We start from the raw sequence: 18,596 nt of genomic DNA, 5'->3' as shown, positions 1-18,596 counted from the left end.
TCCCTGTGGCACTTGGGCCCACGGCGCCGCAGGTGAGGAGTGAGAGAGGCCGCCAAAGTCTCAAAGCGGGTGGATGCCAGGGGTCAGCGTGCGGCGGCCACCCGGAAGGCGATGCCCGCGGTCCGCAGCCGCTGGGTGAGCGCGTCGCCCATCGCCACCGCCGTGGTGACCTGACCGGCCGTCGCCGGCAGGTCGTCGAGGGCGAGGGACAGTGCGGCCTCGGCGAACATCTTCGCCGTCTCGTCGTACCCGGGATCACCGCCCGCGACCTCGGTGAACACCCGGCGGCCACCGCCCTCGCCCACGAAGCGGACCCGGAACCAGCTCCTCGCGCGCTTCTGCGGGCTCGGTCCGTCACCCGGTGCGAGCAGGCCGGACAGGCGGCGCCGCACCGGCGGGACCTGCGCGGCGGCCACCAGCGCGCCGAGTGCCGTCACCGAGCCCACCGCGACGGGCAGATGCCGGACGGCCGCGTAGTGCCGGTAGCGGAAGTCGGGGCCGTACCGGTCGAGTGCCTTGGCGGAGCGGCGCACGATCTGCGGGTCGACGGTCGGCAGCGGCAGCGCCCAGGCCCCCACCTCACCGGCGTACCGCGGGGCGCCCGTCGGCGTCACCGCCCGGCGGCCCACCAGCCGCGGCTCGTGCCGGCGCCGTTCCCGCGCCGCGTCCCGCATCTGCCGGCCGCGTGCGAACTGGCCCAGTGCGGAGGCGAACGTGCCGCCGGAGAAGGCGGCACCGGCGGTCACGAAGCCGTCCACGGTCAGCGGCACGCCCTCCGGCAGCTGCCGCACCGTGAAGTACACGCCCAGGTCGTGGGGTACGGAGTCGAAGCCGCACGCGTGCACCAGACGCGCTCCCGTCTCCCGGGCACGTGCGTCGTGCCGCACGTACATGAGGTCCACGAACTCGGGCTCGCCGGTCAGGTCCAGGTAGTCCGTGCCGGTGTCCGCGCAGGCGGCGACGAGCCCCTCGCCGTACCGGATGTACGGGCCCACCGTCGAGGCGACCACGCGTGCCTGCTCGGCGAGCGCGCGCAGGGAGGCGGGGTCGGTCACGTCCGCCCGCAGCATGCCGACGTCCGTGCCGCCGGGCAGCCGCTCGGCGAGCCGGCGCAGCCTGCCCTCGTCGCGGCCGGCGATCGCCCAGCTCAGTCCCTCCGGTGCGTGCGCGGCGAGGTACTCCGCGGTGAGCTCGCCGACGAATCCCGTCGCCCCGAAGAGGACGATGTCGTACGGCCGGTCCGACCTTTTTAGCCTGCTCATGACACTCCTTCGCCACCGTCCGGCATCCCGTCGGTGTCACTCGGCGGCCTCGCCGGCACCCCTGGGCCCACAGCACGCGCCGTCGCCGGTGGCTGAGGCTAGCGTGAGGAGTGCCGGGCCCGGCGACGCGCCTGCCCCATAATTGGCTAAGCGCTTGCTCGTCAGGTCTTGTGCCGAGTGGAACACGTTCTTAGCATCGCTGGTGTTACATCAGTTGTGTCACAGAGCTTGGGGGCTCGATGACGGAGGCGAAGACGCCGGGTGACGGCCCGCTCAGCGGCGTGCGCGTGGTCGAACTGGCCGCCATCGGCCCCGGGCCCTTCGCCGCCATGCTCCTCGCCGACCTCGGCGCCGACGTGGTCCGCGTCGACCGGCCCGGCGGACCCGGCCTCGCCATCGACCCCGCCCTCGACGTCACCAACCGCAACAAGCGCTCGGTGGTCGTCGACCTCAAGGCGCCCGACGGTCCGGCCCGCGTCCTCGACCTCGCCGAACGCGCCGACGTCCTGATCGAGGGCTACCGCCCCGGAGTCGCCGAGCGCCTCGGCGTCGGCCCCGGGCCCTGCCACGCCCGCAACCCGCGCCTGGTCTACGGGCGCATGACCGGCTGGGGCCAGGACGGCCCCCTCGCCCAGCGGGCCGGCCACGACATCGGATACATCGCCCTCACCGGAACCCTAGGCATGATCGGCGCCCCCGACGGAGCGCCGGCGGTCCCCGCCAACCTGCTCGGCGACTACGCGGGCGGCTCGCTCTACCTGGTCGTCGGCATCCTCGCCGCCCTGCACCACGCCCGCGCGACCGGCACCGGCCAGGTCGTCGACGCGGCCATCGTGGACGGCGCCGCCCACCTCTCCGCGATGATCCACGGCATGCTCGCCGCCGGCGGCTGGCAGGACCGGCGCGGCAGCAACCTCTTCGACGGCGGCGCCCCCTTCTACGGCACCTACGAGACGGCCGACGGCGGGTACATGGCGGTCGGCGCCCTGGAGGCCCGCTTCTACGCCGAGTTCCTGGAGCGGCTCGGCATGCCGGACCAGGTGCCGTCCCGCGACGACCCGGCGTGCTGGAGCGAGCTGCGCGAGGCGATCGCCGCCCGCTTCAAGGCCCGCACCCGGGACGAGTGGACGGCCGTCTTCACGGACTCCGACGCCTGCGTGGCCCCCGTCCTGTCACTGCGCGAGGCCCCGCACCACCCGCACCTCGCCGCCCGCGGCACCTTCACCGACCACGGCGGCATCACCCAGCCGGCCCCCGCGCCCCGCTTCTCGGCGACCCCCACCGCCGTCCGTACCGGACCCGCCCGGCCGGGCGCCGACGCGGAGGCCGTCGCCCGCGACTGGGACCTGCCCCGCACCCAACAGCAGAACAGCCCCGCGAACCCTCAGTGAAAGGCCTGCCAGTGAGCACCGAAGCGTACGTGTACGACGCGATCCGCACCCCGCGCGGACGCGGCAAGGCGAGCGGCGCCCTGCACGGCACCAAGCCCGTCGACCTGGTCGTCGGCCTGATCCACGAGATCCGCGCCCGCTTCCCCGGCCTCGACCCGTCGGCCGTGGACGACATCGTGCTCGGCGTGGTCGGCCCGGTCGGCGACCAGGGCTCCGACATCGCCCGCATCGCCGCCATCGCCGCCGGACTTCCCGACACGGTGGCCGGCGTCCAGGAGAACCGCTTCTGTGCCTCGGGTCTGGAGGCCGTCAACATGGCGGCCATGAAGGTCCGCTCCGGCTGGGAGGACCTGGTCCTGGCCGGTGGCGTCGAGTCCATGTCCCGGGTGCCGATGGCCTCGGACGGCGGCGCCTGGTTCAACGACCCGATGACCAACCTCGCCACCAACTTCGTCCCGCAGGGCATCGGCGCCGACCTGATCGCCACCATCGAGGGCTTCTCCCGCCGCGACGTCGACGAGTACGCGGCCCTCTCCCAGGAGCGCGCGGCCACGGCGTGGAAGGAGGGCCGCTTCGAGCGGTCCGTCGTGCCGGTGAGGGACCGCAGCGGCCTCACCGTCCTCGACCACGACGAGCACCTGCGGCCCGGCACCACCGCCGACTCCCTGGCGAAGCTCAAGCCGTCCTTCGCCGACATCGGCGAACTCGGCGGCTTCGACGCCGTCGCGCTGCAGAAGTACCACTGGGTGGAGAGGATCGACCACGTCCACCACGCGGGCAACTCCTCCGGCATCGTCGACGGCGCGTCGCTGGTCGCCATCGGCTCCAAGGAGGTCGGCGACCGCTATGGGCTGACCCCGCGCGCCCGGATCGTCTCCGCCGCCGTGTCCGGTTCCGAGCCCACGATCATGCTGACCGGGCCCGCCCCCGCTACCCGCAAGGCCCTCGCCAAGGCCGGGCTGACCATCGACGACATCGACCTGGTCGAGATCAACGAGGCGTTCGCGGCGGTCGTCCTGCGGTTCGTCAAGGACATGGGGCTGTCGCTGGACAAGGTCAACGTCAACGGCGGCGCCATCGCGCTGGGTCACCCGCTCGGCGCCACCGGCGCGATGATCCTCGGCACCCTCGTGGACGAACTGGAGCGCCAGGACAAGCGGTACGGCCTCGCCACCCTGTGCGTGGGCGGCGGCATGGGCATCGCCACCATCGTCGAGCGCATCTGACCCCCTCCCGACGGATCACCTGGAGCACCCCCTCATGACCACCGAGTCCACCACCATCCGCTGGGAGCAGGACGACACCGGCGTCGTCACCCTCGTCATCGACGATCCCGACCAGTCCGCCAACACCATGAACGCCGCGTTCCGGGCGTCCCTCGCGGCCGTCGCCGACCGCCTGGAGGCCGAGAAGGACGCGATCCGCGGCGTCATCGTCACCTCCGCCAAGAAGACCTTCTTCGCCGGCGGCGACCTGCGCGACCTGATCCGGGTCACCCCCGAGACCGCGCAGGACCTCTTCGACGGCGGCATGGCGATCAAGCGCGACCTGCGCCGCATCGAGACCCTCGGCAAGCCCGTCGTCGCCGCGATGAACGGCGCCGCCCTCGGCGGCGGTTACGAGATCGCCCTCGCCTGCCACCACCGCGTCGCCCTGGACGCGCCCGGCTCCAAGATCGGCTGCCCCGAGGTCACCCTCGGCCTGCTCCCCGGTGGCGGCGGCGTCGTCCGCACCGTCCGGATGCTCGGTATCACCGACGCGCTGCTGAAGGTCCTCCTCCAGGGCACCCAGTACAGCCCGCGCCGCGCCCTGGACAACGGCCTGGTCGACGAGGTCGCCGACAGCCGCGAGGACATGCTCGCCAAGGCCCGCGCCTTCATCGACGCCAACCCGGAGTCCGCCCAGCCCTGGGACCGGCCCGGCTACCGCATCCCCGGCGGCACCCCCGCCCACCCGAAGTTCGCCGCCAACCTGCCCGCCTTCCCGGCCAACCTGCGCAAGCAGACGGCCGGCGCCCCCTACCCGGCGCCGCGCAACATCATGGCCGCCGCCGTCGAGGGCTCCCAGGTCGACTTCGAGACCGCTCAGGTCATCGAGGCCCGCTACTTCGTCGAGCTGGCCGCCGGCCAGACCGCGAAGAACATGATCCAGGCGTTCTTCTTCGATCTCCAGGCCGTCAACTCCGGTGCCAACCGCCCGAAGGACATCGAGCCGCGCAAGGTCACCAAGGTCGCCGTCCTGGGCGCCGGGATGATGGGCGCCGGCATCGCCTACTCGTGTGCCCGCGCGGGCATCGACGTCGTCCTCAAGGACGTCTCGCTGGAGGCGGCGCTCAAGGGCAGGGCCTACTCCGAGAAGCTGTGCGCGAAGGCCGTCGCCAGGGGCCGCACGAGCCAGGAGAAGGCCGACGCGCTGCTCGCCCGGATCACCCCGACCGCCGAGGCCGCCGACCTGGCGGGCTGCGACGCGGTCATCGAGGCGGTCTTCGAGGACACCTCCCTCAAGCATAAGGTGTTCCAGGAGATCCAGCACGTCGTCGCCCCCGACGCGCTGCTGTGCTCCAACACCTCCACGCTGCCCATCACCGCGCTGGCCGAGGGCGTCGAGCGCCAGGACGACTTCATCGGACTGCACTTCTTCTCGCCCGTCGACAAGATGCCGCTGGTCGAGATCATCAGGGGCGAGCGCACCGGCGACGAGGCCCTGGCCCGTGCCTTCGACCTGGTCCGGCAGATCAGGAAGACGCCGATCGTGGTCAACGACTCGCGCGGCTTCTTCACCTCCCGCGTGATCGGCCACTTCATCAACGAGGGCGTCGCCATGGTCGGCGAGGGCATCGAGCCCGCCTCGGTCGAGCAGGCCGCGGCCCAGGCCGGCTACCCGGCCAAGGTGCTCTCCCTCATGGACGAGCTGACCCTCACCCTCCCCCGGAAGATCCGCAACGAGACCAAGCGGGCCGTGGAGGAGTCGGGCGGCACCTGGACCGCGCACCCCGCCGAGGCCGTCATCGACCGCATGGTCGACGAGTTCGAGCGCCCCGGCCGCTCCGGCGGCGCCGGCTTCTACGAGTACGGCGAGGACGGCAAGCGGACCGGACTGTGGCCGGGCCTGCGCGAGCACTTCACCAAGCCGGGCTACGAGATCCCGTTCCGCGACATGCAGGAGCGCATGCTGTTCTCCGAGGCGCTGGACACCGTCCGCCTCCTGGAGGAGGGCGTGCTGACCTCCGTCGCCGACGCCAACATCGGCTCGATCTTCGGCATCGGCTTCCCCGGCTGGACCGGCGGCATCCTCCAGTACATCAACGGCTACGACGGCGGCCTGCCCGGCTTCGTCGCCCGCGCCCGGGAACTCGCCGAGCGCTACGGCGACCGGTTCACACCGCCCGCGCTGCTCGTGGAGAAGGCGGAGAACGGGGAGGTCTTCACCGACGGCCGCTGACGGTGGCCTCCCACCGACGGCGGGCGACTGAGGAACTTCTCAGCGCTCGCCGTCGGCGTCCAGCCACTCGCGCAGCTCGTCCCGCAGCGACCGCTGGAAGGTGGTCAGCAGCGCCTGCACCACGATCGGGTGCATGTGGGCGGACAGGGACCGCACGTCCCGCGCGTCGCGCTCGGTGACGGCGTCGCGCAGCAACCGCGACAGGTCGCGCGCGGCGGCCCGGGAGTGCTCGAGCAGAGAGGTGCGTGCGGCGAGGACCGTCTCGGGGGACAGGGGCACGTCGAGCAGCTCGACGCCGAGCCGGAGCAGCCCCGCGTCGACGCGGTAGGCGTCCCCGCGCCCCGCGTTCCCGTCTTCCGCGTTCCCGTCTTCCGCGTCCCCGCGCCCCGCGTCGCCGCCTTCCGCGTCCCCGTTCTTCGCGTCGCCGTCCCGCGCGACGATGTCCATCTCCGTCAGCCGGGCCACCTCGTCGTCGGTCAGCGGCCGCCCGGCCCGCCGGCCCAGCTCCTCGCGCGTGACCCGCTCCACCGTCTCCGGCGCCCAGGACGCCACCACCGCGCGGTGCAGCGCCAGGTCGTGGACCGTCAGGTCGGGCGGCAGCTGCTTCAGATACCGCTCGATCGCGGCCAGCGTCATGCCCTGGTGCTGCAACTCCTCGATCAGCGCCAGCCGGGCCAGGTGCTCCCGGCCGTACCGACCCACCCGCCGAGGGCCGATCGCGGGCGGCGGCAGCAGGCCCTTGGTGCCGTAGAAGCGGACCGTGCGCACCGTGACGCCGGCCCGCGCGGCCAGCTCGTCGATCGTGAGGGCCGGCTCCCCGGTGTCGCTCGTCGTCATGTGCAGCAGTATCGCTGTCTCACCAGTGCTGTGACACCTCATGTGCCCCACGTGAAGACGCCCGGCGGGTCCTGTGAGAAGTCACGCTCTGTGACATGAACCACCGCATGTGAACGCAGAGTCGTGGGAAGGTGCTGCACTGGTCTGTGCCGCGAAGGGTGGTGCGGGCCACGTCACTGTACGGACGACCCGGGCGCACCCCGCCCGGGCGCACCAGAGAGTGGAACCACCCGTGAGCAAGGACGCCGTCGACACGGCACAGGCCGCCGCCCATCCCCAGGCGGCCGGGACACCCGCGGACGCGGGCGACGCCGGCTACAGCAAGGACCTCAAGGCCCGCCACGTCAACATGATCGCCATCGGCGGCGCGATCGGCACCGGCCTCTTCCTCGGCGCCGGCGGCCGGCTGCGCGACGCGGGCCCGGCGCTCGCCGTCGCCTACCTGGTCTGCGGTGTCTTCGCCTTCTTCGTGGTCAGGGCGCTCGGCGAGCTCGTGCTCTACCGGCCCTCGTCCGGGTCGTTCGTGTCGTACGCGCGCGAGTTCCTCGGCGAGAAGGGCGCCTACGTCGCCGGCTGGATGTACTTCCTGAACTGGTCGACCACCGGCATCGCCGACATCACCGCGATCGCGCTGTACACGCACTACTGGAGCCTGTTCACGAGCATCCCGCAATGGGTGCTCGCCCTGGCCGCCCTCGCGGTGGTCCTGGCCGTGAACCTCATCTCGGTGAAGATCTTCGGCGAGATGGAGTTCTGGTTCGCGATCATCAAGGTCGCCACCCTGGTGGGCTTCATGCTGATCGGCATCTTCCTGCTGGCCACCCAGCACGACGTGGGCGGCTACACCCCGGGCGTCGGCATGATCACCGACCACGGCGGCATCCTCCCGCACGGCGTGATGCCCGTGGTGCTCGTGATGCAGGGCGTGATCTTCGCCTACGCGGCCCTGGAACTGGTCGGCGTGGCCGCCGGCGAGACCGCCGAGCCGGAGAAGGTCGTCCCGCGCGCGGTGAACTCGATCATGTGGCGCGTCGCCCTCTTCTACGTCGGCTCGGTCGTCCTGCTGGCCCTGCTGCTGCCCGGATCGCTCTACTCGGGTGACGAGAGCCCCTTCGTCACGGTGCTGTCCAAGGTCGGCGTCCCGGCGGCCGGCGACGTGATGAACCTCGTCGTCCTCACCGCCGCCATGTCGTCGCTGAACTCCGGCCTGTACTCCACCGGCCGCATCCTGCGCTCCATGGCGATGGCGGGCTCCGCGCCCAAATTCACCCGCGTGATGAGCCGCAGCCAGGTCCCCTACGGCGGCATCCTGCTGACCTGCGGCATCTGCGTGCTCGGCGTGGGCCTGAACTACCTGATGCCGAGCAAGGCCTTCGAGATCGTGCTGAACGTGGCCTCCCTCGGCATCATCAGCACCTGGGTGATCATCATGATCTGCCACCTGGTCTTCGTGCGCCGCGCCCGGGCCGGGCTGGTCACCCGCCCGCACTTCCGCCTGCCCGGCAGCCCGGTCACGGAGATCGCCACGGTCGCCTTCCTCGTGGCCGTGCTGTGCATGATGGGCAACGACCCCGAGATCGGCCGCTGGACCCTTCTGCTGATCCCGGTGGTCGCGCTGATGCTGGTCGTCGGCTGGTTCGGCGTCCGCCGCCGGGTGGCGCACAACGCCGACCGGGAACTGGGCCGGCTGAACGGCTAGCCGACCCGGGCCGCTGTCAGTGGCGGCCTCTACGGTGGCGTCATGTCGGAGATCGCGTACGTCCGTGGTGACGCCACCGCCCCGTCGGTGAAGGGCGTCAAGGTGATCGCCCATGTCTGCAACGACCTCGGCGGCTGGGGCAAGGGCTTCGTCCTGGCCCTGTCCCGCCGCTGGCCGGAGCCGGAGGCGGCCTACCGCGCCTGGCACCGCGACCGCGCCGCGAACGACTTCGGTCTGGGCGCCGTGCAGTTCGTCCAGGTCGAGCCCTGCACATGGGTGGCCAACATGATCGGCCAGCGCGGCACCAGGACCGGCAGCAAGGGCGTCCCGGTTCGCTACGAGGCGATCGACACCGCGCTGGGCCGCGTCGCCGCCCGGGCGGCCGAGCTGAACGCCTCCGTGCACATGCCCCGCATCGGCTGCGGCCTGGCCGGCGGAAAGTGGTCCCGCGTCGAGCCGCTCGTCACGCAGCGGCTCACCCGGCAGGGCATATCCGTGACCGTGTACGACCACGGGGACGGCGCCTGAGCGGACGCCGTCCCCGGTGCCTCAGTGCTCGTGCACGTCGTTCGTCGCGGCGATCCCCTTCCACGACCGCGGCTGCGCGGGCGCGGCCGGCGCCTTCGCGAGGGACGCCGCGCGAGCCGCCGGCGCGTCCGGCCTCGACGGCTGGAACAGCCAGGTGTCGAACAGCGCGGCCAGCGGCTTGCCGGACACCTCCTCGGCATACCGCCGGAAGTCGGCGACCGACGCGTTGCCGTAGGCGTACCGCTGCGGCCAGCCCTTCAGGACCTCGAAGAACGCCTCGTCGCCGATCTCGTTGCGCAGTGCCTGCACGGCCAGCGCGCCCCGGTCGTAGACCGCGGCGTCGAACTGGTTCTCCGGACCGGGGTCACCGGGCCGCACCGTCCAGAACGGGTCGTCGGCCGGGTGCGAGGCGTACGTGTAGTCGGCGAGCTCCTGCGCCGTGCCCTCGCCCTCGTGCTCGGACCACAGCCACTGGGCGTACCGCGCGAAGCCCTCGTTGATCCAGATGTCCTTCCAGCCGCGCACGGACACCAGGTCGCCGTACCACTGGTGGGCCAGCTCGTGGACGACGACGGACACGTTCGACCCGTTCGCGAACTGCCGCGGGCTGTAGAAGGGCCGGGTCTGCGTCTCCAGCGCGTACCCGGTGGTCGTGTTCGGCACGTACCCGCCGAGCGCGTTGTAGGGGTACGGCCCGAAGTAGCCGCTCAGCCAGTCGGCGATCTCCCCGGTCCGCTCCACGCTGGCCCGCGCCGCGCCGTCGTGGGCGCCGAGGTCCCTGCTGTAGGCGTTGACGACCGGGATGCCGCTCTCGGTCGTGCCGGTGGTGAGGTCGAACCTCCCGACCGCCAGGGTGGCGAGATACGTGGCCTGCGGCTTGTCCGAGCGCCAGTTGTACCGGGTCCAGCCGAGTCGTGAGCTGCTGGACTGGAGGGTGCCGTTGGAGATGGCCTGGGTGCCGTCCGGCACCTGCACCGACACGTCGAAGGTGGCCTTGTCGAGCGGGTGGTCGTTGCTGGGGAACCACCACCAGGCCGCCTCGGGCTCGTTCGCGCCGACGCCGCCGTCGGGGGTGCGGTGCCAGCTGGTGAAGCCGTACGCCTGCTTGGAGGACGGCACCCCGCTGTAGCGCACCACCACGGTGACGGGCGTGTCCTTGCGCAGCGGGCTCTTCGGGGTGATCACCAGCTCGTGCTCGCCCGACGTCGTGAACGACGCCTTCGCGCCGTTCACCCGCACTTCGGCCACGTCCAGCAGGAAGTCCAGGTCGAAGCGCGACAGGTCCTGCGTGGTGCGGGCCAGGATCGTCGCCGTGCCCTCCAGGCGGTCGGTCGCCGGCTGGTACTTCAGGCGCAGGTCGTAGTGGGAGACGTCGTATCCGCCGTTGCCGTAGGCCGGGTAGTAGGGATCGCCGATGCCCGGAGCGCCGGGGGAGTGGGCCGCCGCCGACGCCGGGATCGCCAGCATGAGGGAGGCGGCGCCCAGTGCGCCCGGCACGATGAATCTGCGGTGCACGAAAGCTCCAAGTCGTAAGGGTGCGCGGTCTGTTCGGAGCCTATTCAGCACCTGTGCGCCCGGTCATGTCCACGGCCACCGCGGTCACACGATCGTCATCCGGCCGTCATGGAACACCGAGGGGGCCCCGACACCCGCCGCCGGGGAGGTGAGTTCCGCGTCGCGCGTGGTAAGGGCGTACCAGAGGACTATTTTCGGCCTCACCGATGTGAAAGGTGCCGCCTGTGACGCAGGACCGATCGAGCGACGAGGAACACCATGAAAGAGGCACGCTTCCGGGTTCGGAGGCGGCCCTCCCCGGGCAGGAGAAGCACCCCCGGACCGACCGGGTCGTCTTCGGCGTCACGGCTGCCCTGACCCTCGCCTTCGTCATCTGGGGCGCCGCCTTCACCGACTCGCTGGAGAACGCCTCCAGCACCATGCTCGGTGGCCTGATGCACAACGGCGGCTGGGCGTTCATGCTGGCCGCCTCGGGCTTCGTCGTCTTCGCCCTCTGGCTCGCGGCCAGCCGTTACGGCCGGATCCACCTCGGCAGCGAGGGCGAGAAGCCCGAGTTCCGCACGGTGTCCTGGGTCGCGATGATGTTCAGCGCGGGCATGGGCATCGGCCTGATGTTCTACGGCGTCAGTGAGCCGCTGGCGCACTACACGACGCCCCCGCCGGGCACCTCCCCGGCCGACTCCGGCGACCGCATGGAGACGGCCATGGCCACCACCCTGTTCCACTGGACGCTCCACCCGTGGGCCATCTACGCGGTGGTCGGTCTCGGCATCGCCTACAGCACCTTCCGCAGGCGCCGCCGCCAGACCATCAGCGCCGTGTTCACCCCGCTCATCGGCGAGAAGAACGCCAACGGCGTCGGCGGCCGGATCATCGACATGCTCGCCATCATCGCGACCGTCTTCGGCTCCGCCGCCTCGCTCGGCCTCGGCGCCCTCCAGATCGGCTCCGGCGTGGAGAAGCTGGACTGGCTGGACAAGGTCAGCACGGGACTGCTCGTCACCATCATCGCGGTGCTGACCGTGGCGTTCGTGGCCTCCGCGATCTCCGGTGTGGAGAAGGGCATCCAGTGGCTGTCCAACACCAACATGGTGCTGGCCCTGATCCTCGCGGTGTTCGTCTTCGTCGCCGGCCCGACCATCGTGGTCCTCGACCTGGTGCCCACCTCGGTCTTCGCCTACCTCGGCGACCTGCCCCAGCTGGCCGGCCGCACGGAGGCCAGCGGCGGCAAGGGCGTCGCCGACTGGCTGGGCAGCTGGACCGTCTTCTACTGGGCCTGGTGGATCTCCTGGACGCCCTTCGTCGGCATGTTCATCGCCCGCATCAGCCGGGGCCGGACGATCCGGCAGTTCATCGGCGGCGTCATCCTCGTGCCCAGCACGGTCAGCCTGATCTGGTTCGCGATCTTCGGCGGCTCGGCGATGAAGCTGCAGGAACAGGGCCGGCTCGGCAACGACTCGACGCCCGAGGGCCAGCTCTTCGCCGTCCTCCAGGAATTCCCCGTCGCCACCGCCACCAGCCTGCTGGTGATGATCCTCGTCGGCATCTTCTTCGTCTCGGGTGCCGACGCGGCCTCGATCGTGATGGGCACCCTCTCGCAGAAGGGCGCGCTCGAACCCAGCCGCTGGGTGGTCGTGTTCTGGGGCGTGGTCACCGGTGCCGTCGCCGCGATCATGCTCCTGGTCGGCAGCGGCCAGGGCGACGCGCTGACCGGCCTGCAGAACCTGACGATCCTCGCGGCGGCGCCGTTCGTCATCGTGATGATCTTCATGTGTGTCGCCCTCATGCGCGACCTGCGCCGGGACCCGCTCATCGTGCGGGGCGAGATGGGCTCCGAGGCCGTCGAAATGGCCGTCATCGCGGGCCACGAGAAGTACGACGGCGAGTTCGAGCTCCGCATCGGCCCGGGCGCCGGCACGGAAGTGGAGGGCGACCCGATCGGCAAGCACGACGCCTGACCACCGCCGGGGCGGTCCCCGCGTCCCGCATCCGCGGGGCGGCCGGGGACCACGCCTCGCCTCGGTGGGCGAGGCGTCGCTCACGGGTCCGGACTCCGGGCGGCTCCGCCTCCGGCCGGCCGGGCCCGCCCGGAGTCCGGCAGCCCCTTCGGCCTCGCCGAGGCCAGGGCGGCTGACCGCCGGGTACCCGTCCGACCGCCCATGGGGTCCGACTGCGGGCGGTGGAGGCCGTGGCGGTCGCCCCCGCCACCTGCCCGACCGCCCATGGGGCCCGACTGGTGGCGGTGGAGGCCGGGGCCGGGCCGTCTCCGGGCCCCGGCACCCGTCCGCCCGCCCGACCGCCCGCGGCCGCAGAGCGGCGGCGGCTCCACCGGGGAGGGGCACCCCGCACCGTCCGCCGGCCCCGGCGGAGCCACCCGCGGTCCCGTCGTCAGCCTGCCGCCAGTCGCGCCGCCTCCCGGGCGCAGCCCCAGGCCACCGTCACGCCCGCGCCGCCGTGACCGTAGTTGTGCACCAGCAGCCGCCCGTCCGGCAGCCGCTCGCTCTCCAGCCGCACCGCGTCCCGCGCCGGCCGCAGCCCCACCCGGTGCTCCAGCACCCGAGCCCCGGCGATCTCCGGCCGCAGCGCGGCACACCGCCGCACGATCGCCTCCGCGACCGCCGGGTCCGGCTCCGCCGACCAGGCGTCCTCCTCGGCCGTGCCGCCCAGCACGAGCCGGCCGGGGTGCGGGAACAGGTACGCCATCTCCCCGGAGACCGGGTCGGTGGAGACCAGCCAGGTGTCGATGCCCGGGTTCTCCACCACCACCAGCTGCCCGCGCACCGGACGCACGGACGCGTCCGGCACCAGCTCCCGGGCGCCCAGCCCCGTGCAGTTGACCACCACCGGCGCCCCGACCTCCGCCAGGTCGGCCACCGCCCGCGTCTCCACCACACCGCCCGCCGCCGCCAACCGCTCCCGCAGCCATGGCAGATGAGTCGACATGTCGATCAGGGGCAGCCGCGCCCACAGCCCCGACCCGCCGTACTCGTCGGCGCGCGCCGGACGGAGCCCCGGCAGCCGCGCGGTCGCCCATCCGTCGACCTCGGCCGGTTCCGTCTCGCCCAGCACCCCCTCGACCACGCGGACGCCCGTCCCCTCGGGTCGCGCCGCGAGTTCCTCGTACACGTCCAGGGAGCGCAGCGCCCATTCCCGCGCCAGCGCCACCGGTTCGATGCGGTACGGCCACCACAGCGCGCCCGCGACCGCTGAGGTGGTGCGCTCGACGGGCTCCCGCGTCCACACCCGCACCCGCCGGCCGCGCTCGGCGAGCACGACGGCCGTCGTCAGCCCGATCACACCGCCGCCGACCACGACGACCTCGTCACCCAGTTCGTTTTCCACACCGGGACGATAGGCCCTCGCCGCCCGGGAACGTCAGGGCGTGCACAGCCGAACGACGCCGGCTGCCCCGCCCGACGGCGGCCGGCCGCGCGGCAGGGCGCGGTTAGGATCGACGGTCTGATGACTGCCACCCTCGTCGCCAAGAACCTCGCCGCCGGCCACGGCGACCGCTCCCTGTTCACCGGGCTCGACCTCGTCGTCGCCCCCGGCGACGTGATCGGACTCGTCGGGGCCAACGGCGCCGGCAAGTCCACCCTCCTGCGGATGCTCGCCGGCCTCACCACCCCTGAGCAGGGCGAGCTGCGCCTGTCCCCGCCGAGCGCCACCGTCGGCCACCTCCCGCAGGAGCCGGAGCGCCGGCCCGGCGAGACCGTCCGGGCGTTCCTCGCCCGCCGCACCGGCGTCACCGAGGCCCAGCGCGCCATGGACGAGGCCACCGAGGCGCTGGTCGAGGGCGCCCCGGGCGCCGACGACGCCTACGCGACCGCCCTGGAACGCTGGCTCGCCCTCGGGGGCGCCGACCTCGACGACCGTGCGGAGGAGACCGCCGCCGCGCTGGGCCTCACGGTGGGCCTGGACCAGCCGATGACGTCCCTGTCCGGCGGCCAGGCGGCGCGGGCGGGCCTCGCCTCGCTCCTGCTGTCCCGCTACGACGTCTTCCTGCTCGACGAGCCGACCAACGACCTGGACCTGGACGGCCTGGAGCGCCTCGAGCGCTTCGTGACCGGCCTGCGCGCCGGCACCGTCGTCGTCAGCCACGACCGCGAGTTCCTCACCCGCACCGTCACCAAGGTCCTGGAACTGGACCTGGCCCAGCGGCAGATCAACCTCTACGGCGGCGGCTACGAGGCCTACCTGGAGGAACGCGAGGTGGCCCGCCGGCACGCCCGCGACGAGTACGAGGAGTACGCCGACAAGCGCGCGGCGCTCCAGGACCGGGCGCAGATGCAGCGCACCTGGATGGACAAGGGCGTCAAGAACGCCCGGCGCAAGGCGGGCAACGACAACGACAAGATCGGCCGCAAGTTCCGCAGCGAGGCCAGCGAGAAGCAGGCGGCCAAGGCCCGCCAGACCCAGCGCATGATCGAACGCCTCGACGTCGTCGAGGAGCCGCGCAAGGAGTGGGACCTGCGCATGGAGATCGCGTCGGCGCCGCGCTCCGGCGCGGTGGTCGCCACGCTGCGCGACGCGGAGGTCCGGCGCGGCGACTTCACGCTCGGCCCGGTCTCCCTCCAGATCGACTGGGCGGACCGCGTGGCGGTCACCGGAGCCAACGGCGCGGGCAAGTCCACACTCCTCGGCGCCCTCCTGGGCCGCGTCCCGCTCGACGCCGGGCACGCGGCGCTGGGCTCGGGCGTCCTGCTCGGCGAGGTGGACCAGGCACGCGCGCTGTTCCACGGGCCCGAGTCCCTGCTGGACGCCTTCCGCACGGCGACACCGGACACCGAGCCGGCCGACATCCGCACCCTGCTGGCCAAGTTCGGCCTCAAGGCGGACCACGTCGTGCGTCCGGCGTCGACCCTCTCCCCGGGCGAACGCACGAGGGCCGCCCTGGCCCTCCTCCAGGGCAGGGGCGTCAACCTCCTGGTCCTCGACGAGCCGACCAACCACCTGGACCTGCCGGCCATCGAGCAGCTGGAAGCGGCCCTCGACGCCTACGAGGGCACCCTCCTCCTGATCACCCACGACCGTCGCATGCTGGACGCCCTCCACGTCACCCGCCGCCTGGAAGTGACGGACGGCAAGGTCACGGAAAGCCGCCCGTAGCCGCGGGCAGTCGTGCCTCAACCCAGTGCCTGAACGGCCTGGGAGGTCGCCAGGGGCGGCACGGGTGGGCGCGGCGGCGGCACCCGGCAAGCGCCGGTCCGCCGCGCCCACCCCGAGCCACGGCGTCGCGCGACTACGCCAGCCCGGCCCGCCGCAGCGCGTCCGCCATCGCCCCGTTGGAGGGAGCCGGCGCGGCCGACGACCGCCCCTTCCCCCCGGACGGCTGCCGCTGCTGCCGCTGCCGGGGCGGCTTCCCGCCGCGCTCCCGCTTCTGCTCCGTCTGCGGGGCGGCCTCGTCGTCCAGCCGCAGCGTCAGCGAGATCCGCTTGCGCGGGATGTCGACGTCCAGCACCTTCACCTTCACGATGTCCCCGGGCTTCACCACGTCCCGCGGGTCCTTCACGAACGTCTTCGACATCGCGGACACGTGCACGAGCCCGTCCTGGTGCACGCCGACGTCGACGAACGCCCCGAAGGCGGCCACGTTCGTGACGACGCCCTCCAGGACCATCCCGGACGCCAGGTCGGAGATCTTCTCCACGCCCTCCTTGAAGGTGGCGGTCTTGAACGCCGGCCGCGGGTCGCGCCCCGGCTTCTCCAGTTCCTTCAGGATGTCGCTCACCGTCGGCAGGCCGAACTTGTCGTCCACGAACTCCGCCGGCCGCAGCGACCGCAGCACCGAGGTGTTGCCGATCAGCCCGGCCACCTCCTGCCCGGCGGTCTTCACCATCCGCCGCACCACCGGGTAGGCCTCGGGGTGCACGCTGGACGAGTCCAGCGGGTCGTCGCCGCCCCGGATCCGCAGGAAGCCCGCGCACTGCTCGTACGCCTTCGGCCCGAGCCGCGACACCTTCTTCAGCTCGGTCCGCGAGCGGAACGGCCCGTTCGCGTCGCGGTGCGCCACGATGTTCTCGGCGAGCCCGGAGGTGATGCCGGAGACACGGGCCAGCAGCGGCGCGGAGGCCGTGTTGACGTCCACGCCCACGCCGTTCACACAGTCCTCGACCACCGCGTCCAGCGAGCGCGACAGCTTCACCTCGGACAGGTCGTGCTGGTACTGGCCGACGCCGATCGACTTCGGGTCGATCTTCACCAGCTCGGCCAGCGGGTCCTGGAGGCGCCTGGCGATCGACACGGCGCCGCGCAGCGACACGTCCATGTCGGGCAGTTCCTGCGAGGCGAAGGCGGACGCCGAGTACACCGAGGCGCCCGCCTCGGACACCATCACCTTGGTGAGCTTCAACTCCGGGTGCTTGGTGATGAGTTCACCAGCGAGCTTGTCGGTCTCGCGGGACGCCGTGCCGTTGCCGATCGCGACCAGCTCGACCGCGTGCTCCTTCGCCAGCCGTGCCAGCCTGGCGATCGCCTCGTCCCACCGGTTGGCGGGGACGTGGGGGTGGATCACGTCCGTGGCCACGACCTTGCCGGTCGCGTCGATCACGGCGACCTTGACACCGGTGCGGAAGCCCGGGTCCAGGCCGAGCGTCGCACGCGTCCCGGCCGGGGCGGCCAGCAGCAGGTCGCGCAGGTTGGCGGCGAAGACGTTCACCGCCTCGTCCTCGGCGGCCGTGCGCAGCCGCAGCCGCAGATCGATGCCGAGGTGGACCAGGACCCGCGTGCGCCAGGCCCAGCGGACCGTGTCCGCGAGCCACTTGTCACCGGGCCGCCCGCGGTCGGCGATCCCGTACCTGCTCGCGACGATCGCCTCGTACGACGACGGCCCGTCGGTGGGCTCCTCGGGCTCCAGGACGAGGTCGAGGACGTCCTCCTTCTCGCCGCGCAGCATCGCGAGGATCCGGTGCGAGGGCAGCTCGGTGAAGGGCTCGGTGAAGTCGAAGTAGTCGGCGAACTTGGCGCCGGCCTCCTCCTTGCCCGCCTTCACCTTGGCGGCGAGCCGTCCGCGCACCCACATCCGCTCGCGCAGCTCACCGATCAGGTCGGCGTCCTCCGAGAACTTCTCGGTCAGGATCGCCCGGGCGCCGTCCAGGGCGGCCTGCGGATCGGCCACCCCCTTGCCGGCGTCGACGAACGCGGCGGCCGCGGAGAGCGGGTCCACCGACGGGTCGCCGAGCAGCCCCTCGGCCAGCGGCTCAAGACCGGCCTCCCGCGCGATCTGCGCCTTCGTGCGCCGCTTGGGCTTGAACGGCAGGTAGATGTCCTCCAGGCGGGCCTTGGTCTCCGCCTCCAGGATCCGGGCCCGGAGCTCCTCGGTGAGCTTGCCCTGCTCGCGCACCGAGTCGAGGATCGCGGAACGCCGCTCCTCCAGCTCCCGCAGATAGCGCAGCCGTTCCTCGAGCGTGCGCAGCTGCGCGTCGTCGAGCATCTCGGTCGCTTCCTTGCGGTAGCGGGCGATGAAGGGCACCGTCGAGCCGCCGTCGAGCAGCTCCACCGCGGCCTTCACCTGCCGCTCCCGTACGCCGAGCTCCTCGGCGATCCTGCTTTCGATGGACCTCACGTCGATGGACGCGCTGGATCCGGGTGTCGTCACGATCCCGTACCGCCTTCTCACAGAGGTTGCGCGGCAATTGTGGCAGGTGACGACGACAATCGGGGATCAGGGCGCCGCCCGGCCCCGTCGCGGCCGGACGGCACGGCGACGGGGCATCAGGCCCTGCGGGCCGAGGACGAGGCCCCGCCGAACAGCCGGGCCACCGCCCGGAACGGAAGCGTGACGACGGTGGCGACGGCGCCACCGATCTGGCGCAGGACGTCTGCGATGGCACGGAACACGTGAAGCCCCTTTCCTACTCCCGGCCCCTCCGGCCGGGAGTAGTACAGGTACCTCGGGATCGGCCCCGCATGCCCCGTGCGCAC

General features: G+C 72.4%; 13 protein-coding genes. 7 read left to right on the top strand and 6 right to left on the bottom strand.

From position 1 onward, the window contains the following. Nucleotides 1-83: 83 nt before the first annotated feature. Complete coding sequence (locus tag ACFWJB_RS09270) at nucleotides 84-1,262, bottom strand: saccharopine dehydrogenase family protein (RefSeq protein ID WP_385471432.1); 1,179 nt, start codon at nucleotides 1,260-1,262, stop codon at nucleotides 84-86. Nucleotides 1,263-1,501: 239 nt separating this feature from the next. On the opposite strand from ACFWJB_RS09270, the gene ACFWJB_RS09265 reads away from it, so the two are divergent. From ACFWJB_RS09265 to ACFWJB_RS09255, 3 genes are read left to right on the top strand one after another with little or no spacing between them, the layout of a single operon-like run. Beyond that, complete coding sequence (locus ACFWJB_RS09265) at nucleotides 1,502-2,653, top strand: CaiB/BaiF CoA transferase family protein (protein ID WP_386921266.1); 1,152 nt, start codon at nucleotides 1,502-1,504, stop codon at nucleotides 2,651-2,653. Nucleotides 2,654-2,664: 11 nt separating this feature from the next. After that, a complete protein-coding gene (locus ACFWJB_RS09260) occupies nucleotides 2,665-3,879 on the top strand; it encodes an acetyl-CoA C-acetyltransferase (RefSeq protein ID WP_385471438.1) in 1,215 nt (404 codons plus the stop codon). 34 nt (nucleotides 3,880-3,913) lie between these two features. After that, a complete protein-coding gene (locus ACFWJB_RS09255; protein WP_385471441.1) occupies nucleotides 3,914-6,094 on the top strand; it encodes a 3-hydroxyacyl-CoA dehydrogenase NAD-binding domain-containing protein in 2,181 nt (726 codons plus the stop codon). Nucleotides 6,095-6,133: 39 nt separating this feature from the next. On the opposite strand, the gene ACFWJB_RS09250 is transcribed toward ACFWJB_RS09255, so the two are convergent. Further along, nucleotides 6,134-6,931, bottom strand: a complete 798-nt coding sequence (locus ACFWJB_RS09250; RefSeq protein WP_386921264.1) for a MerR family transcriptional regulator — start codon at nucleotides 6,929-6,931, stop codon at nucleotides 6,134-6,136. A 232-nt stretch (nucleotides 6,932-7,163) separates the two neighbouring features. Here ACFWJB_RS09250 and ACFWJB_RS09245 point away from each other — a divergent pair, with 232 nt between their 5' ends. Together ACFWJB_RS09245 and ACFWJB_RS09240 are read left to right on the top strand one after the other, a co-directional pair. Next, entirely contained in the window at nucleotides 7,164-8,630 is a 1,467-nt protein-coding gene (locus ACFWJB_RS09245; RefSeq protein ID WP_385467325.1) for an amino acid permease, read from the top strand. A 42-nt stretch (nucleotides 8,631-8,672) separates the two neighbouring features. After that, nucleotides 8,673-9,158 carry a macro domain-containing protein gene (locus tag ACFWJB_RS09240; RefSeq protein WP_386921261.1) on the top strand — a complete coding sequence of 162 codons (486 nt, stop codon included), beginning with the start codon at nucleotides 8,673-8,675 and terminating at the stop codon, nucleotides 9,156-9,158. A 21-nt stretch (nucleotides 9,159-9,179) separates the two neighbouring features. Here ACFWJB_RS09240 and ACFWJB_RS09235 read toward each other — a convergent pair whose 3' ends face one another. Beyond that, complete coding sequence (locus tag ACFWJB_RS09235; protein WP_386921259.1) at nucleotides 9,180-10,673, bottom strand: M1 family metallopeptidase; 1,494 nt, start codon at nucleotides 10,671-10,673, stop codon at nucleotides 9,180-9,182. Between the two features lie 224 nt (nucleotides 10,674-10,897). Here ACFWJB_RS09235 and ACFWJB_RS09230 point away from each other — a divergent pair, with 224 nt between their 5' ends. Beyond that, nucleotides 10,898-12,631, top strand: a complete 1,734-nt coding sequence (locus ACFWJB_RS09230; protein WP_386921257.1) for a BCCT family transporter — start codon at nucleotides 10,898-10,900, stop codon at nucleotides 12,629-12,631. Nucleotides 12,632-13,061: 430 nt separating this feature from the next. Here ACFWJB_RS09230 and ACFWJB_RS09225 read toward each other — a convergent pair whose 3' ends face one another. After that, nucleotides 13,062-14,015, bottom strand: coding sequence for an FAD-dependent oxidoreductase (locus tag ACFWJB_RS09225; protein ID WP_386921255.1), 954 nt, complete (start codon nucleotides 14,013-14,015; stop codon nucleotides 13,062-13,064). A 120-nt stretch (nucleotides 14,016-14,135) separates the two neighbouring features. On the opposite strand from ACFWJB_RS09225, the gene ACFWJB_RS09220 reads away from it, so the two are divergent. After that, entirely contained in the window at nucleotides 14,136-15,782 is a 1,647-nt protein-coding gene (locus tag ACFWJB_RS09220; RefSeq protein WP_386921253.1) for an ABC-F family ATP-binding cassette domain-containing protein, read from the top strand. 133 nt (nucleotides 15,783-15,915) lie between these two features. On the opposite strand, the gene ACFWJB_RS09215 is transcribed toward ACFWJB_RS09220, so the two are convergent. Beyond that, the gene (locus tag ACFWJB_RS09215) at nucleotides 15,916-18,270 is read right to left on the bottom strand and encodes a Tex family protein (protein ID WP_386921251.1); all 2,355 of its coding nucleotides are present in this window, start codon (nucleotides 18,268-18,270) and stop codon (nucleotides 15,916-15,918) included. Nucleotides 18,271-18,386: 116 nt separating this feature from the next. Next, the gene (locus ACFWJB_RS09210) at nucleotides 18,387-18,512 is read right to left on the bottom strand and encodes an LPFR motif small protein (RefSeq protein WP_385467347.1); all 126 of its coding nucleotides are present in this window, start codon (nucleotides 18,510-18,512) and stop codon (nucleotides 18,387-18,389) included. Between the last annotated feature and the right edge of the window lie 84 nt (nucleotides 18,513-18,596).

It is taken from the genome of Streptomyces sp. NPDC127100, assembly GCF_042724095.1.
In the GTDB taxonomy this organism is placed as follows: domain Bacteria; phylum Actinomycetota; class Actinomycetes; order Streptomycetales; family Streptomycetaceae; genus Streptomyces.
The sequence above is the reverse complement of the archived record's forward strand: the minus strand, read 5'-3'. Positions and strand labels throughout refer to the sequence as shown.